Source organism: Paracoccus zeaxanthinifaciens ATCC 21588 (assembly GCF_000420145.1).
In the GTDB taxonomy this organism is placed as follows: Bacteria; Pseudomonadota; Alphaproteobacteria; order Rhodobacterales; family Rhodobacteraceae; genus Paracoccus; species Paracoccus zeaxanthinifaciens.
This window is the reverse complement of the sequence record NZ_ATUJ01000002.1, coordinates 127,016-143,162: the sequence shown is the minus strand read 5'-3', so window position 1 is coordinate 143,162 and position 16,147 is coordinate 127,016. Positions and strand designations below refer to the sequence as shown.

At 68.7% G+C, this 16,147-nt stretch carries 13 protein-coding genes; 3 read left to right on the top strand and 10 right to left on the bottom strand.

Annotated elements, in window-relative coordinates; all coding sequences use genetic code 11:
* Positions 1-22: 22 nt before the first annotated feature.
* On the top strand, positions 23-955 hold the full coding sequence (locus tag F804_RS0102485) for a sugar kinase (protein WP_281166803.1): 933 nt from the start codon (positions 23-25) through the stop codon (positions 953-955).
* On the opposite strand, the gene F804_RS0102480 is transcribed toward F804_RS0102485, so the two are convergent.
* Positions 956-2,023 carry an alcohol dehydrogenase family protein gene (locus tag F804_RS0102480; RefSeq protein ID WP_022706164.1) on the bottom strand — a complete coding sequence of 356 codons (1,068 nt, stop codon included), beginning with the start codon at positions 2,021-2,023 and terminating at the stop codon, positions 956-958.
* A gap of 80 nt (positions 2,024-2,103) precedes the next feature.
* Between F804_RS0102480 and F804_RS15410 the strand changes: the two genes are divergently transcribed.
* Positions 2,104-2,649, top strand: coding sequence for a TetR/AcrR family transcriptional regulator (locus tag F804_RS15410; RefSeq protein WP_245540298.1), 546 nt, complete (start codon positions 2,104-2,106; stop codon positions 2,647-2,649).
* Positions 2,650-2,682: 33 nt separating this feature from the next.
* Positions 2,683-3,618, top strand: a complete 936-nt coding sequence (locus tag F804_RS0102470; protein WP_022706162.1) for a DMT family transporter — start codon at positions 2,683-2,685, stop codon at positions 3,616-3,618.
* Between the two features lie 4 nt (positions 3,619-3,622).
* Here the strand turns inward: F804_RS0102470 and F804_RS0102465 are convergent, their stop codons facing one another.
* The 9 genes from F804_RS0102465 to F804_RS0102425 all read right to left on the bottom strand — a co-directional run bounded on the left by F804_RS0102465 (position 3,623) and on the right by F804_RS0102425 (position 16,025).
* Positions 3,623-6,202 (bottom strand): AAA family ATPase, encoded by a 2,580-nt coding sequence (locus F804_RS0102465; protein WP_022706161.1) that lies wholly within the window; start codon positions 6,200-6,202, stop codon positions 3,623-3,625.
* A complete protein-coding gene (locus F804_RS0102460) occupies positions 6,199-7,308 on the bottom strand; it encodes a metallophosphoesterase family protein (protein ID WP_022706160.1) in 1,110 nt (369 codons plus the stop codon). The genes F804_RS0102465 and F804_RS0102460 overlap by 4 nt, the downstream gene beginning before the upstream one ends.
* 172 nt (positions 7,309-7,480) lie before the next feature.
* Positions 7,481-10,273: a bifunctional aconitate hydratase 2/2-methylisocitrate dehydratase gene (locus F804_RS0102455; RefSeq protein WP_022706159.1), complete on the bottom strand. Its 2,793-nt coding sequence runs from the start codon at positions 10,271-10,273 to the stop codon at positions 7,481-7,483.
* A 117-nt stretch (positions 10,274-10,390) separates the two neighbouring features.
* Positions 10,391-11,230: a 6-bladed beta-propeller gene (locus tag F804_RS0102450; protein ID WP_022706158.1), complete on the bottom strand. Its 840-nt coding sequence runs from the start codon at positions 11,228-11,230 to the stop codon at positions 10,391-10,393.
* The gene (locus F804_RS0102445) at positions 11,227-12,423 is read right to left on the bottom strand and encodes an amidase family protein (RefSeq protein WP_022706157.1); all 1,197 of its coding nucleotides are present in this window, start codon (positions 12,421-12,423) and stop codon (positions 11,227-11,229) included. Before F804_RS0102445 ends, F804_RS0102450 begins: the two co-directional genes overlap by 4 nt.
* Positions 12,424-12,431: 8 nt before the next feature.
* The gene (locus tag F804_RS0102440) at positions 12,432-13,730 is read right to left on the bottom strand and encodes a TRAP transporter large permease (protein WP_022706156.1); all 1,299 of its coding nucleotides are present in this window, start codon (positions 13,728-13,730) and stop codon (positions 12,432-12,434) included.
* A 1-nt stretch (position 13,731) separates the two neighbouring features.
* A complete protein-coding gene (locus F804_RS15405; RefSeq protein WP_022706155.1) occupies positions 13,732-14,241 on the bottom strand; it encodes a TRAP transporter small permease in 510 nt (169 codons plus the stop codon).
* 83 nt (positions 14,242-14,324) lie between these two features.
* Complete coding sequence (locus tag F804_RS0102430; RefSeq protein WP_022706154.1) at positions 14,325-15,284, bottom strand: TRAP transporter substrate-binding protein; 960 nt, start codon at positions 15,282-15,284, stop codon at positions 14,325-14,327.
* Between the two features lie 72 nt (positions 15,285-15,356).
* Positions 15,357-16,025, bottom strand: coding sequence for a DUF4286 family protein (locus F804_RS0102425; protein ID WP_022706153.1), 669 nt, complete (start codon positions 16,023-16,025; stop codon positions 15,357-15,359).
* Positions 16,026-16,147: the final 122 nt, after the last annotated feature.

Here is a 16,147-nt window from a genome sequence, read left to right as displayed (position 1 = left end):
CGTTCGGGGCAGAAAACCGCGAGTGGAGGATATCGGCGGACGCCCTGCGCGTCGCCGTGGAAACGGAGCAAGCGAGTTGAGCGGACTACTGTGTATCGGCGAATGCATGATCGAGCTTTCGGGCGGTCAGGACGATCTTTATCGGGGGGGCTTTGCCGGGGACACGCTGAACACCGCCTGGCACGCCAAGGCGCATCTGGGTGACGTGCCCGTCGCCTTCTATACCGCGGTCGGGACGGACCGCATGTCGGACCGGATGCTGGACTTCTTCGCCGCCGCCGATATCGACACGACCGGCGTGCTGCGCATTCCCGAACGCCGCCCCGGTCTTTACATGATCGAACAGCGCGACGGCGACCGGCACTTCACCTATTGGCGCGAGACTTCCGCCGCGCGGATGCTGGCCGAGGATGCGGGCCACTTGTCGCAGGTCATGGCGGGTCGCGACCTCGTCTATCTGTCGGGGATCACGCTGGCGATCCTGTCGCCCGCGGCGCGCGAACGCCTGCTGGGCGCGCTCAAGGATTGCCGCGTCGCCTTCGACCCGAACATCCGCCCGATCCTGTGGGAAAGCGCCGAGGTGATGTGCGACGTCATCATGCGTGCCGCAGCATTGTCGGACATCGTTCTGCCCAGCTTCGACGACGAGGCGGTGCATTTCGGCGATGCCGATCCGGCGGCGACCGTCGAACGCTATGCCCGCGCAAATCCCCGGGCCGAGATCGTGGTGAAGGACGGGCCGAAGCCCGCCCGCCTGCGCGCAGACGGCAAGGACAGCCAGATCGAGGTGCCGCCCGTGGCCAGCGTCGTCGATGCGACCGGCGCGGGCGACAGCTTCAACGGCCGCTACCTGGCCGAGCGTCTGAAGGGCACCGCCCCGGATGCCGCCGCCCGTGCGGCCATCTCGACCTCGGGGCAGGTGATCGGGCATCACGGGGCGATCCCGCGCGGCTGATCACCCGGCGACGGCGATGCCGATCTTGCCGACATGGTCCTTTGCCAGGAACGCCTCCTGCGCGGCCCGCAGGTCGCGCAGGGCGAAGGTGCGCGCCAGGGCGGGCCGGATCTCGCCCGCCTCGACATAGCGGACCAGATCGGTGAACACGTTCTCGGGCTGGAAGGTGCTGCCCATCAGTGTCAGGTCCCGCAGGTACAGCGTGCGCAGGTCGAGTTCCACGATCGGCCCCGCGATGGCCCCCGAGGTGACATAGCGCCCGCCCTTGCGCAGCGCGGCCACGACGGCTTCCCATCCCGCGCCGCCGACAAGGTCCAGCGCCACGTCGAAGCGGGCCTCGGGCAGGGGGGCGTCGCGGGCCAGCACCTCGTCCGCGCCAAGCGCGGTCAGGGCATCGGCCTTGGACGCGGTGCTGATCGCGGTGACATGCGCCCCGCGCCGCTTGGCCAGCTGGATCGCTGCCGACCCGACACCGCCCGAGGCGCCGGTGATCAGCACGCGTTCGACCCCCAGCCCCGCACGCTGGATCATCCCCTCGGCGGTCGAGAAGGCGCAGGGAAAGCTTGCCAGCTCGACATCGCTCAGATCCGAGGTGACGGGAATGGCGTGACGCGCCTCGGCGGTGGTGTATTCGGCAAAGCTGCCGTCGCGCTCGGACCCCATCGTCGCCAGCGGCAGATCGCCGGTGTCGCCCGCGGGCGCAAACATCGGGCGCAGCAGGACGCGCTGCCCGATGCGGGCCGGATCGACGCCCGCCCCGACCGCGCTGACGATCCCGCAGCAATCCGCGCCCTGGATGCGCGGAAACTGCAGCGCGCCGTTCCAGCCGCCATCGGCGTCCGAATCCCCGTCATAGCCGCCCGCCGCGCCCGATGCGGTATCGCCGCGCACGGCCTTGGAATACCAGCCGGTGCGCGTGTTGATGTCGGTATTGTTCACCGCCGCCGCCAGCACGCGGACCTGCACCTCGCCGGGGGCGGGTTGCGGCACGGGCAGATCCTCGCGCCATTCCAGCCGGTCCAGCCCGCCATGCCCGGTCAGCACCATGCCTTTCATCGTCAGGGTCATTTCGGATCCTTTCGGTAAAACGTTCCTTCTACTTGCCGAGGTAGAGAGTTCATTCTACATCGTCAAGCATGAACGAGACGATGACCAGAATCGCCGCAGGGCTCGAAGCATGCTTCGCGGCGCGCGGCTTTGCCGAACCCAGTGTGGAGGACCTGCGCGACGCGGCGGGGGTCAGCCTGCGCACGCTCTACAAATACGTGCCCTCGCGGCAGGACATGGTGCATGCGGCGATGGAGAACCGGCATCGCCGCTATCTGGCGCGGGTGCTGGACGACCTGCCCGACGGTCCCGCCGCGCTGGACGAGGTGCTGGCCCGTGTCGCGGGCTGGATGCGGGACGAGACCTCGCATGGCTGCCTGTTCCACGCCGCCGTCGCCGCCGCCCCGCAGGATGCCGCCCTGCGCAACCTGCTGCAGCGCCACAAGGCCGAGGTTGCGGGGCGCATCGCCGCAGCCACCGGCCTGCAGGGCCACGAGGTCGCGCTGCTGCTGATCGTCGAGGGGCTGACCCAGGGCTGGACGCTGCACGATGCCCGCGCGTTGGACGCAGCGCAGGCCCTTGGCGCGCTGCTGCGGGCCGATGCCGCGAAATCGCCGCCGCAGGGCTTTGCCCCGCCCCGGCAATAGGCTAGCCCTTGGTCCTGCAAAAGGACCCGCATCATGCCACCGAACGATTCCCCCCTTCGCGGCATCGCGCTGAAATGCCTCAGCGTGGCCGTCTTCACCTGCATGGCCGCGCTGGTGAAGGCTACCTCGGGCGGGCAGATGGCGGTCCCCGCGGGCGAGCAGGTCTTCTTCCGGTCCTTCTTCGCGATCCCCGTCATCCTCGGCTGGCTGATCGCCCGAGGAGAGCTGTCGGTCGGCCTGCGCACGCACCGCCCGATGGGCCATTTCTATCGCGGGGTCGTGGGAACCATGGCGATGGGGCTGAACTTCTGGGCGCTGTCGCTGCTGACCTTCCCCGAGGTGACGGCCATCGGCTATGCCGCGCCGCTCTTGGTGGTGATCTTCGCGGCGATGTTCCTGAACGAGGAGGTGCGGCTGTTCCGGCTGGGGATGGTGGGGCTTGGCCTTGCGGGGGTGATGATCGTGCTGTCGCCGCAGCTGCATATCGGCGTGTCGGACACCGCGCGCCAGCTGGGCGCGGTCGTGACGCTTGGCGGGGCAAGCTGCGCGGCGCTGGCGCAGATCTTCGTGCGCAAGCTGGTCGAGGAGGAGCGGACATCGGCCATCGTCTTCTGGTTCTCGATCACCTCGACGCTGCTCAGCCTGACCACGCTGCCCTTCGGATGGGTGATGCCGGACGGGCAGACGCTGGCGCTGCTGATCGCGATGGGTCTTCTGGGTGGGCTGGGCCAGATCCTGCTGACCTCGGCCTATCGCTTTGCCGATGCGTCGCTGGTGGCGCCCTTCGACTATACCTCGATGGTGCTGGCGATCGTCATCGGCTGGTTCGCCTTTGGCGAGGCCCCGACCGCCATCGTGCTGTCGGGGACCGCGCTGGTGATCCTTGCGGGGCTGCTGATCATCTGGCGCGAACGCAGGCTGGGGCTGCAACGCACCCGCCAGCGCCGCGCGATGACCCCGCAGGGCTGATCCATCACACCTCGGCCATCAGCCGCAGGCTCTGACCGCCGAGGTCGCGGAAGGCGCGCTGCCTGCAGGTCAGCACGATGATCTGCAGGTCGGCGGCCTGCCGGTGAAGCGCGTCGAACATCCGCTCGATCCGTTCGTCGTCGGTAAAGACCAGCGCATCGTCCAGGATCACCGGTGCGCTGCGGCCCGCATTGCCCAGAAGCCGCGCGAAGGCCAGCCGCACCAGCAGCGCGATCTGTTCCTGCGTGCCGCCCGACAGGATGTCCAGCGGCTCGGGCCGACCGTCGCGAATCAGCGCGTCGGGCAGCAGGGAATCCTCGGACCAGGACAGGTCGGCATCGGGCCACAACAGCGCGAGCAGGGGGCGCAGCTCGCGGGCGATCGGCTCGAAGTAGCGTTCGCGGGCCTCGGTCCGGGCGGCCGTCAGCGCGGTTTCCAGGCGTTGCAGCACGGCGACCTCGTGGTCGATCCGCTGCAATTCGCCGGTGGCGAAGTCCAGTTCCTCGAGGCAGGCGGTCAGCCGTTCCTCGACCGCCTCGCCCGAGGCATGGTCGATGCGTTCGTCCAGCGTCGCAAGTTCGACCCGGATCTGCTCGGTCCGGCTGCGCGCGCCCTCGTCGACCGAGCGGGCGCGCGTCAGTGCCGCCTTGCATCCCGCAAGATCGGGCGCATCGGTCCCTGCGCGTTCCAGCTCGGCATGGGCAAGGGCAAGGGCTGCATTCGCATCCTGCGCGGCCCCGGCGATGGCGTCCGCATCCTCGAACCCCGCAAGACTGTCGGTCGCACGGGTCAGGCGGCCCTGGATCTCGGCCTGCCGCATTTCCGCGCGGGTGAGCGTGTCGCGCAGTTCGGCCAGACGACCTGCGCGGGCATCGCGCGTGGCGCGCGCCAGCGTTTCGGCCTGGCGGGCCGCGTCATGGGCGGCTGCGGCGTCGGTCGGCACGGGCGCATCGGGGTCGGCACGATCCTCGGGCAGGGCGGCCAGCTGGCTGCGCAGCGCGTCCAGGCCGTCAGGCGCGATGCCCGCCAGCCTTGCGGCGGCCTCGAACTGCTGTCGTTCCGCCTGCGCCCTTGCGGCAGCGCTTGCGCGCGCGGCGGCCAGATCGGTCACGTCCAGCGCGGCCAGCGCGTCGCGGAGCGCCTTGGCCGCGTCCTCGTGCGCCTGATCGTCGCCGCCCTGGGCCGGGCGGATGGTCAGCTGGCCGATGCCCGGCATCGCGATGGTCGCAACCCGCGACAGGGGCAGCGTGGTGCCATCCTCGATCTGCGCGCCGTCCAGCTGCAACCTTGCCGCGCCGGAATAGCTTGCGGTGATCTGCGTGGCCGAGGCCCGCCGCGCGGCATCGGCGGTGGCAAGGCGCAGCGACAGATCCTCGATCCGGGCAAGCTGGTCCTGGGTGACGCCGCCGATGCGGGCGCGGGCCTGTTCCTGCTGGGTCCGCGCGGCTTCGGCCAGCGCGATGCGGTCCGTCAGGTCCTTGCGGAGGGCGGCGGATTGGCGTGCGGCATGGGCGCGGTCGGCCCGCTGGCGTTCGGCCTCGGTCCGCTGCAGGGTGGCGGTCGCGGCGTCCAGTTCGGCCTGCGCCGCATCCAGCGCGTCCCGCGCCTCGGCATAGGCGGCCTGCGCATCGGCCAGCGACAGGTCGGCATCCGCCAGAAGCTGCGCCGACTGCTGCTGTTCGACGCGGGCGCGGTCCAGATCCGCCAGCCGCCGCTGCGCGGAATCCGCCTGCAGGCGCGCGGTCCGCAGGATGCCGCCCAGGCGGTCCATCTCGGCCGCGTGGCGTTCGGCGGCGGCATGTTCGGCCTGCGCAACCTCCAGCCGCTTCGCGCGGGCGGCGACGGCCTCGGGGTCGGTCAGCTCCGCCAGCTCTCGCCTCGCGGTCTGCCTGCGGGCCAGCGCGCCGTGCAGGTCGTCGGCCAGCCGCGACAGCCGCTCACGCTCGACCGTCAGGTCCGCGACGCGATCCTGCGCGGCCCGCCACGGGCCGTTGGCCTTCACGCGTCCCGTATCGGTCGCATAAAGCCGCAGCTCCTCGCGGCAGCGGCGCAGCGCGTCGTCCATGCGCCGACCCCCGGTCATCGCCTCGACCTCTTCGCCAACCGAGGACAGCAGGTCGCGCCGCGCTTCCAGACCGGCGGCCTTCTCGGCCTTGCCCGCCTCGACCAGGGACGTCATGCCCTGCCGGACCCAGATCAGCCCCGCCGGACCGCCCGCATCCTGCCCAAGGCACCGCGCGATCCAATCCTCGGCGGCGTCGGACTGGGCGATCATGGTGCCGCCGCGGGTGACGGTCGCGGCAGGCTTCTGCATCCAGCGCTTGGTGATGGTGAAGCGCCCGTCGGGCAGCTCGATCTCGACCGCGATCTCGGGGGCGCCGCCGGAATGGGGACGCAGGGCCTTGATCTCCTTGTCGGCGCTGCCATGGGCCTTGAAGAAGACCGCGTGGATCGCGTCGAACAGGGTGGACTTGCCGAACTCGTTCGGTTCGCTCAGCACGTTCAGCCCGTCCTGGAAACCGTCGATGCGGACGGTGCCGGTGAACTGTCGCACATTCGTCAGGGCGATGGACCGCAGTCTCATTCCGCGCCCTCCTTCACATAGGAGTAGAGCCGCGCCAGCGCGTCGCGGGCGATGCGGTCGTCGGGATCGGCGGCAAGCGCCTCGGCCGCGATGCGCAGCGCGCCGCCGGGGCGGTCGATCAGGTCCAGATCGCTTGCGTCATGTTCGGTCGCCAGATCGTCGGCGCGGATTTCGAAATGGGCGAAGTCGGGGGCGGCGGCCCAGGCAGCCGCCATCAGTTCGGCCCGTCCCGCCAGCCGCGCGCGGCCCGACAGGCGCAGCCGCAGCAACGTGTCGCGCCGGCCCGTGGGCGGCAGCGCCTGCGCCAGCGCCGCCACGGCATCCGCGCCGGGGGTCACCTGCAGCGCGATCTCGGTCCAGTGGAAATGCCCCGTGCGGATCTCGGACACCTGCGGCGCGGCGCCGGGGGCGTCGATGGTGACGGCCAGGCAGACGCCGGGCGTGCCGTGCTTGAACCGGTCCTGTTCGGGCGAGCCGCAGTAATGCACGCGGTCGGACACGCGCATCCGCCCGTGCCAGTCGCCAAGCGCCAGATAGTCGAGCCGCGCGCGCCCGTCGCGATCGGGGGCGATGGCACCGCCGCTGTCTGTGAAATCGGTCACGCCGCCATGGGCCAGCCCGATGCGGATGTCGCCCTCGGGGACCTCCATCTGCTGCATCGCCTCGGTCGGATCCGAGGCACCGGCGCGGAAGCGGACGGGGCAGGGCAGCAGCGTGACGCCCGGGCGGAGCGCGACGGGGCGATCGGCGTCCAGCACGGCGATGTTGGGATGCCCCGCCTGCCGGACCGTGTCCCACAAGGGTTCGGCGTCGCGCAGGTTGTCGTGGTTTCCGGGCAGCAGCCACCAGGTGAGGTCCGCAGCCTCGGCCATCGCGGCGACGGCCTGCCGGACGATCGCGGGCGAGGGGGTGGGCGTGTCGAAGCTGTCGCCCGCCAGCAGGACATGGGCTGCCCCGTGATCCCGCGCGGCGCGGGCAAGGGCGGCGATGGCGGCGTGGCGGGCCTCCATCAGGCGGCCCCTGATATTGCCGTCGGCGGGCTGGGGGATGCTGGCGAACTTCCTGCCCAGATGCAGGTCGGAGCTGTGGATGAAGCGGAAACTCATGGATGCTCGTGAAATGCCGTGATGAATGCGGGGGATGCGCCCCGGACCATTCATGACAGCGTGGACGCGCGGTTGAAACGGAAGATTGCATAAAGATTCCGCGCCCGCCGCGCGCAACGAAAAGGCCCCGGCATCGCGCGATGCCGGGGCCCTTCTTGTCGGATGGGTCGGATCAGTAATGGACCGACAGCGTGTCCAGCGGGGTGGCCTTCGGGGGGGCGAACTTGGTCAGGTCGATCCCTTCGACGGCGGTCTTGTATTCCTCGATATTGGGCGTGCGGCCAAGGATCGCGGACAGGACGACGACCGGGGTCGATGCCAGCAGAGATTCACCGGTCTTCTCGCCCGAATCCTCGACCACGCGGCCCTTGAACAGGCGGGTCGAGGTCGCAAGCACGGTGTCGCCCTTGCCGGCCTTTTCCTGGTTGCCCATGCACAGGTTGCAGCCCGGACGCTCCAGATACAGGATGTTCTCGTACTCGGTGCGGGCGGTCTGCTTGGGGGCGCTGTCGTCGAACTCGAAGCCCGAGTATTTCTGCAGCACTTCCCAATCGCCTTCGGCCTTCAGCTCGTCGATGATGTTGTAGGTCGGTGCGGCGACGACCAGCGGCGCCTTGAACGAGACCTGGCCCTGCGCTTTCTCAAGGTTGCGCAGCATCTGCGCCACAATCTTGACGTCGCCCTTGTGGACCATGCACGAGCCGACGAAGCCCAGGTCCACCTTCTTCTCGGCCCCGTAATACGAGATCGGACGGATGGTGTCGTGGGTATAGCGCTTGGACACGTCCGAGTTCGCGACATCGGGGTCGGCGATCATCGGTTCGTTGATGGCGTCCAGATCGACGACCACCTCGGCGAAGTACTTCGCGTTCTCGTCGGGCTTCAGCGCGGGCTTCTCGCCCGAGCGGATCTGGGCGATGCGCGCGTCGGCGCGCGCCACGAGGCCCGCCAGGACGCCCGCATCGTTGTCCATGCCCTTGTCGATCATGATCTGGATGCGGCTCTTGGCGATCTCCAGCGACTCGATCAGGGTCTCGTCCTCGGAAATGCAGATCGAGGCCTTGGCCTTCATCTCGGCGGTCCAGTCGGTGAAGGTGAAGGCCTGGTCGGCCAGCAGCGTCCCGATATGGACCTCGATGATGCGGCCCTGGAAGACGTTGTCGCCGAACTGGTCCAGCATCTGCGCCTGCGTCGCGTGGACCACGTCGCGGAAGTCCATGTGGTCGGCCATCTTGCCCTTGAAGGTGACCTTGACCGATTCCGGGATCGGCATGGTCGCCTCACCCGTGGCCAGCGCCAGCGCGACGGTGCCCGAATCCGCGCCGAAGGCGACGCCCTTGGACATGCGGGTATGGCTGTCGCCGCCGATGATGATGTCCCAGTCCGACACGGTGATGTCGTTCAGCACCTTGTGGATCACGTCCGTCATCGAGTGATAGACGCCCTTGGGATCGCGCGCGGTGATCAGGCCGAAATCATGCATGAACTTCATCAGGCGGGGCGTGTTGGCCTGCGCCTTCATGTCCCAGACCGACGCGGTATGGCAGCCCGACTGGTACGCGCCATCGACCTTGGGCGAGATGACGGTCGCGGCCATCGCCTCGAGTTCCTGCGCGGTCATCAGGCCGGTGGTGTCCTGCGAGCCGACGATGTTCACCTGAACGCGCACGTCCGAACCGGCATGCAGCACCTTGCCCGGCGTGGTGCCGACGGCATTGGCGTTGAAGATCTTTTCCACCGCGGTCAGGCCCTGACCTTCGATCGACACTTCCTTCGAGGGGGCGAAGGCCGATTTCAGCGGCACGCCCAGGGTCTCGCAGGCGAAGGTCTGCAGCTGCTTGCCGAAGACGATGGCATAGGAGCTGCCGGCCTTCATGAACTCGACCTTCTGCGGCGAGAACGAGGCCGCGAGGTCGGTCAGCTCTTCGCTGCCATCCTCGTTGTAGAGCTTGTGCTTCTTGGTGTTGATCGTCAGCACGGTGCCCGTCTCGACCGAGTATTTCTGCTCGAGGATGGGGTTGCCGTCATTGTTCAGGATCGCCTTGCCGTCCGGGCCGGTCTTGCGGACCCAGTTCTTCAGGTCGATCCCGATGCCGCCGGTCACGCCCACGGTCGTCAGGAAGATGGGCGAGATGCCGTTCGTGCCCGCCACGATCGGGGCGAAGTTCACGTAGGGGACGTAGGGGCTGGCCTTCTTGCCGGTCCACAGCGCGACGTTGTTCACGCCCGACATGCGCGACGAGCCGACGCCCATCGTGCCCTTCTCGGCGATCAGCATGACGCGCTTGTCGGGGTGCTGCAGCTTCAGCGCCTCGATTTCCTTCTGCGCCTGTTCCGAGATCATGCACTTGCCGTGCAGTTCGCGGTCCGAACGCGAATGCGCCTGGTTGCCCGGCGACAGAAGGTCGGTCGAGATGTCGCCTTCCGCGGCGATATAGGTGACGACCTTGATCTCCTCGTCGATCTCGGGAAGCTTGGTGAAGAACTCGGCGTCGGAATAGCTGACGAGGATGTCCTTCGCGATCTCGTTGCCGGCCTTGAAGGCCGCGGCCAGGCGGTCGGTATCGGCCTCGTATAGGAAGACCTGCGTCTTCAGCACCTCGGCCGCGTCCTTGGCGATCGCCTGGTCGTCACCCAGTGCCAGGTCCAGCAGAACCTCGACCGAGGGGCCGCCCTTCATGTGGGACAGCAGCTCGAAGGCGAAGGCGGGGGTGATCTCGGGGACCTCGACCTCGCCCAGGATGATCTCCTTGAGGAAGAACGCCTTCTCGCGCGCGGCGCTGGTCGTGCCGGGCAGGGTGTTGTAGATGAAGAAGTTCAGCGATGCCGCACGATGCTCGTTTTCGCGATCCTTGATCTGGGCGATGATCTCGCGCGCAAGATCGGCGCCGTCCACCGGCTTGGGGCCCAGCCCCTGCGCCTTGCGGGTTTCGATTTCGTCCAGATAGTCGGTATACAAGCTCATGGCGATGCCCAGGTCATGCGTTTCAAGTGGCACTTGTCCCGTTCGCAAGGCCTGCGGGCATTGCCGGGAAAGCTAGAGGTATGCCGTCGTATACCAAAGCATCCGCAGATTGCAAGTTCACTCGGCGACCGGTTTCAGAAAGGTCACGCGATCGGGCGCCATCTCGGCCAGGACGATGGTGCCATCGGCGCAGACATCCATCCCATGGGCATAGGTCGCGAAGGTGCGGCAGCGCCCCGTCAGGCGGCCATCGGGGTCGAAGGCCGACAGGCGCGGCGTCTGGTCCGTCGCCAGCAGCGTACCGTCCGCCAGCAGCGCCAGTGCCATGGGGCGGTGCAGCCCCTCGATCATGTCGATGAATTCGCCGTCCGCATCGAAGCGCTGGATGCGGTCGTTTTCGCGGTCGGCGATGCAGACGCGGCCCTGGCCGTCCACCACGACGCTGTGCGGGGTCGAGAACTGCCCCGCCCCCCGGCCCGGCGTGCCGAAGCTGTGGAGGTGGCGGAAATCGGGCGCGAAGACATGGACCGCGCTGTTGCCATAGCCGTCGGTGACATAGAACCGCCCGTCCGGCCCGCGCGCGCAATCGGTGGGGTGGTTGAAGGGCCGGCCCAGGCCCGGCCGCTCGTTGCAGTGGATGCGCCCGATCTCGCTCAGCGCGGCATCGAGGAACAGCAGCTTGTGCCCGTCCATGTCCACCGCCGCGAACAGCCCCGGCGCGATGCGGCGCAAGCCGTGACCGCAGGCCATCTGCGGCAGGTCGTGGCCTTCGTCCCGCAGCGATCCGCGCGGGTCCATCACCTGCAGTTCGGGCACGCGACGGCGCAGCGCGACGATCCGGTCGCCATCCACCGCGATGTCGCTGATCCCCGCCAGCGCGTCATCGGTCACGTGGCGAACGACATAGAGCCGTTCGCCCAGGGCCACGTGGATCGCGGGGCGCGTCGTCGTCGTCACAGCTGGTCGGCCAGCACCTCGGCCATGCCGAGGACCGTGGCGTCATGGCCGCGCGGCGCGGTGATCATCAGCCCCGCGCCCGGCAGGTCCGTCAGCGGCAGGCTGACCGAGCAGCCGTCGATCACGTTCCCAAGGCTGGTATTGCGCAGCGCCAGCAGGTTCACGCGGTCATAGGTCGCGTCGTCCGACAGGTCGGCCAGCTGCGGCGGCAGGGTCGCGACGGTCGGCAGCACGATGGGCGCATCCGCGAAGATGCGCGCGGCCTCGTCCGCCAGCGCCTGGCGCGCGATCAGCGTGCGGGCATAGCCCGGGGCATCGGTCTCGTCCGCGCGGGCCATGCGCGAGGCGACGCGCGGGTCCAGCCGGTCGCGGTGACCTTCGAAGGCCGCGCCGTGATGGCAGCGGGACTCGACCGCGCTGAACTGCCAGACGGGCAGGGCGCGGTAATCGTCGAAGAAGCGCATCGACAGGCGGCGGATGGTGATGCCGCCCTGGGCCAGGACCTCCAGCGCGGCTTCGAAGGCCTCGGTGATCTGCGGGTCCACGCCGTCCAGCCCGAAATTCTGCGGCACGATCACGGTGCCGGGGATGTCGGCGGCGGCCAGCGGGCGGTCGCGCAGCACGTTCAGCACCGGGCGCAGCAGGGCCGGATCGCGGGTCATCACGCCCACGCTGTCCAGCGAATGCGACAGCGGCACGGCACCCTTGCGCGAGATGCTGTCCGCGGTCGGCTTGAACCCGTAAAGCCCGCAGAAGGCCGCCGGAATGCGCGCCGATCCGCCCGTGTCGGTCCCAAGCGCGATATCGGCCACGCCGCGCGCCACCGCCGACGCCCCGCCCGAGGTCGAGCCGCCCGCGATCGCGCCCTCGATCAGCGGGGTCAGCGGCGTGCCGTGATGGGGGTTCAGGCCCAGCCCGCTATAGGCGTATTCGGTCATGTTGGCATGGCCGATCAGCCCCGCCCCCGCCGCCCGCAGCCGCGCCACGGCGACCGCGTCGTCTTGCGCAGGCGCGCGCGCAGGATCGGGGGCGGTGCCCGCGCCGGTCGGGTATCCGCGAACGTCGAACAGGTCCTTGACCGCGACGGTCAGGCCGCTCAGCGGGCCTTCGGTTTCCACCGGATCGTCGAACACGCGCGTGAAGTCGGGGGCAGAGGCGCGGGCGCGGGCGGCGGCAAGCAGGTCGTTGGTCATCGAAGCTCTCAGATCGTTTGTTGGACAAGCCAGGTGGCGATGCCGGGGAATGCCGTCAGCAATATCACCGCCAGCACGAGGATCAGGAAATAGGGCACGATCATGCGCGTGATCTCGAAGATGCCGCGCCCGGTCAGGTTCTGGATCACGAACAGGTTGAAGCCAAGGGGGGGCGTGATCTGCGCCATCTCGACCACGATGATCAGATAGATGCCGAACCAGACCGGATCGATCCCCACCGCCGCGATGGCGGGCATCACCACCGAGGTCGTCAGCACCACGATCGAGATCCCGTCGAGGAAGCAGCCCAGCAGCACGAAGAACACCGTCAGCACCGCGATCAGCCCGGCCTTGCCCAGCCCGCTGTTCGAGATGACCTCGGCCAGGTCGGCGGGCAGGCCCGAGAAGCTCATGGCCGATGTCAGGAAGGCCGCACCCAGCAGGATCAGGCCGATCATCGCGGATGTCCGCGTCGCGCCGAACAGCGCGGCGAAGAAGCTGTCGCGCGTCAGCGACCGGCCAAGCGCGGCGATCAGCAGGGCACCGGCCACACCGATGGCCGCAGCCTCGGTCGCGGTGGCGAAACCGGCATAGATCGAGCCGATGACGCCCACGATCAGCCCCACCACCGGGAGCAGCAGGCGCAGGCGGTACAGGCGCTCGGCCCAGCCGATGCTGGTTTCGGGGGCGGGCATGGCATCGCGGTTCATCCGCGACCAGATCGCGATATAGCCCGAGAACAGTGCCATCAGCATCAGCCCCGGCACCACGCCCGCGATGAACAGCCGGTTGATGGAGACCTGCGCCGCGACGCCATAGACGATCATCACGACCGAAGGCGGGATCAGCAGGCCAAGCGTGCCCGACCCCGCCAGCGACCCGATGGCCAGCCGGTCGTCATAGCCGCGCGATTTCAGTTCCGGCAGCGAGATGCGGCCGACGGTCGCCGTGGTGGCCGCCGACGATCCCGACACGGCGGCAAAGATGCCGCAGCCCACCACGTTCACATGGGCCAGCCCGCCGGGCAGACGCCCGACCCAGGGGGCAAGGCCGGAAAACAGATCCTCGGCCAGGCGGGTGCGGTACAGGATCTCACCCATCCAGATGAACAGCGGCAGCGCGGTCAGGGTCCAGCTGGCGGAATGCGCCCACATGGTGGTGCCCAGCACCGCATCGACCGGGCTGGAGGTGAACAGCAGGAAGATCACCACGGCGGATGCCAGAAGCGCCACGCCCACCCAGACGCCAAGGCCCAGAAGGACCAGCAGCGTCACGACAAGAACGGCGGATTGCGAAAGGATTTCCATGTCACTCGCCCCGTGCTTGTTCGGCGACATCGTCGCGTTCGACCGGCAGGCCCAGGACCAGGCGCAGCGTGCGTTCGGCAAAGGCCACCGCGAACAGGATCGCGCCGAAGGCCATGGCCGATTGCGGGATCCACAGCGGCACCGCGACGATCCCCTGGCTGACATCGTCATAGGCCCAGCTTTCATGGACATAGCCGAAGATCGCCCAGGCGACCCAGGCCATCATCAGCGTGGCGAAGCCCGCCGCGACGACATCCGCCACGTGGCCGATGCCCGCAGGCAGCAGCTGGCGCAGCGAGGTCACGCGGATATGGTCGCCATGCGTCAGCGCGGTCGGCAGCGCCAGGAAGATCGAGGCCGACAGCCCCCAGGCCGCGAAATCGTCGGCCGAGGGGATCTGGCTGCCCATCATGCGCAGAACGATCTGGGCAAGGATCAGCACGGCGATCCCCACAAGCGAAAGCGCGGCCAGGGCCCCGCAGAAGGTGAACAGATGTCGTGTCAGGACCATCGCGACGCTCCTTAATTCGTGGACGGGCGGCGCCCGCGTCAGGATGCCCGCGACCCCGTGAGCGGGATCGCGGGTGCGGGGCCTCAGTTCAGGCCGTCGACGATGGTCTGGCCGTCCTCGCCCGCCTGTTCCAGCCACTCGGCGCGCATGGTCTCGGCGATGGCCTCGAAATCGGTCGCCAGGCCTTCGGGGGTGGGCAGGACCTGCATGCCGTTGTCGGCCATGGTCTGCGTGGCCTCGGTGGTCGCGGTCTCGGCCATCTCCCAGCCGCGGGTCTCGGCCCGCTCGGCGGCCTCGCGCAGCGCGCCCTGCACGCCCTCGTCCAGTCCGTCGAAGGACCGCTGGTTCACGATGACCATGTTCTTCGGGATGAAGGCCTGCACGTCATAGTAATGCGAGACGAAATCCCACGCCTGGCTGTCCACCCCCGTCGAGGGCGAGGTGATCATCCCGTTGATGACCCCGGTCGAGAAGGCCTGCGAGATCTCGGCCGTGGCGATGGTCGCGGGCACGGCGCCCAGCAGCTCGGCCAGCCGCGCGGTCGAGGGGTTGTAGGCGCGGAACTTGACGCCGTCGAAGGACGAGGCGTCGGTGACCTCGCTGTTCATGTAGATCCCCTGCGGCGGCCAGGGTGCGGCATAAAGCAGGACCAGGCCTTCCTCGGCCAGCTTCTCCTCGTAGATCGGGCGCGATGCGTCCCACAGGGCCTTCGCCTCGTCGAAGGTGGTGGCCAGCAGCGGCACGGCATCCGCCGAATAGGCCGCGTCCTCGTTGCCGAGGGCCGAGATCAGCACCTCGCCGATGGGCACGATGCCGCGCTGCACGCCGCGCTTCAGTTCCGGACGCTTCAGCAGGACCGAGTTCGAGACGACCTCGATCTCCAGCTCGCCTTCGGTCAGGCGCGCGACGTCATCGGCGAAGGCGCGGATGTTCTGGGTCAGGTAGTTGCCGTCCGGCGCGTCCGCCGACATCTGCCAGGTCTCGGCCTGGGCGGCGGTGGTCGCAAGGGCCGCGATGGCGGTGCCAAGAAGGATGCGTTTCATGTCGTGATCTCCCGGTTGGTTGGTGTTCTGGGGCCGGCCGGGGATCTCTGCCCCCGTGCCGGCAATTCGTGTTCAGTCGGCTTGCGGCGGCAGGTCGTGTTCGTCCAGCGACCACAGCAGGGTGAAGGTCTGGGCCTCGCGGACGCTGCCCTCGAAGCGCTCGGTCATCTGGCGCAGGGTCGCCTCGGCCACGGGTTCGGTGGTGACGTCGACGACCAGGCAGGGCGCAAGGACGCGTCCCTCGGTCTGTTCCGAGGGCAAGGGCGTCGAGAGCGCCTGATCGGGGACCATGTAATGGACGCGCAGCACGCCCTCGACGGCCATCAGCGCCTCCATCTGGTCGCGGATCGCGTCCTCATCGACCGCGCCGGGGGCCAGTTCGACCATCGCGACGGCCGATCCCCAGCCGAAGCCGCCTTCCAGCGCGACATGCATCACGCGGCGGCGGGTGTTCGACATGCGGGTGAAGTTCGTGACCGACCACTGCGTCTGGTGCTGGAACGCCTGCTTGTAGGCCGCCGAGGTGAAATCGCTCAGCGCGCTGGCGCGATAGAGCGCGAGGTAGCGCCGCGCCGATCCCGACACCGCGCGATAGCGGCGCGCGCCGGTAAAGCCCTCGATGCGGACGCGCTCTTCCATGTGCTCGCGGTCGTACCACAGGTTGAAATCGGCCTCGTGGTCGGGGTCGACGTCGCTCCAGACGAACAACTGCGCTTCTTCGGTGGAACGGATCCTGCTCATGCCTGCATCCTGACTGCTGGACGTGCGGGCGGGTGCCCGCGCCGTCGGTTGGGATTGGGGGAAGGCTGCGGCGAAAAGGCCCATCGGGCAAACGGGATTTTCCGTCAGGGGGTGATCGGGTT

Coding starts and splice junctions, on each gene's coding strand:
- F804_RS0102480 (WP_022706164.1), bottom strand. CDS start 2,023: ATGACCCTGACGATGAAAGGCATGGTGCTGACCGGGCATGGCGGGCTG.
- F804_RS15410 (WP_245540298.1), top strand. CDS start 2,104: ATGACCAGAATCGCCGCAGGGCTCGAAGCATGCTTCGCGGCGCGCGGC.
- F804_RS0102470 (WP_022706162.1), top strand. CDS start 2,683: ATGCCACCGAACGATTCCCCCCTTCGCGGCATCGCGCTGAAATGCCTC.
- F804_RS0102465 (WP_022706161.1), bottom strand. CDS start 6,202: ATGAGACTGCGGTCCATCGCCCTGACGAATGTGCGACAGTTCACCGGC.
- F804_RS0102460 (WP_022706160.1), bottom strand. CDS start 7,308: ATGAGTTTCCGCTTCATCCACAGCTCCGACCTGCATCTGGGCAGGAAG.
- F804_RS0102455 (WP_022706159.1), bottom strand. CDS start 10,273: ATGAGCTTGTATACCGACTATCTGGACGAAATCGAAACCCGCAAGGCG.
- F804_RS0102445 (WP_022706157.1), bottom strand. CDS start 12,423: ATGACCAACGACCTGCTTGCCGCCGCCCGCGCCCGCGCCTCTGCCCCC.
- F804_RS0102440 (WP_022706156.1), bottom strand. CDS start 13,730: ATGGAAATCCTTTCGCAATCCGCCGTTCTTGTCGTGACGCTGCTGGTC.
- F804_RS15405 (WP_022706155.1), bottom strand. CDS start 14,241: ATGGTCCTGACACGACATCTGTTCACCTTCTGCGGGGCCCTGGCCGCG.
- F804_RS0102430 (WP_022706154.1), bottom strand. CDS start 15,284: ATGAAACGCATCCTTCTTGGCACCGCCATCGCGGCCCTTGCGACCACC.
- F804_RS0102425 (WP_022706153.1), bottom strand. CDS start 16,025: ATGAGCAGGATCCGTTCCACCGAAGAAGCGCAGTTGTTCGTCTGGAGC.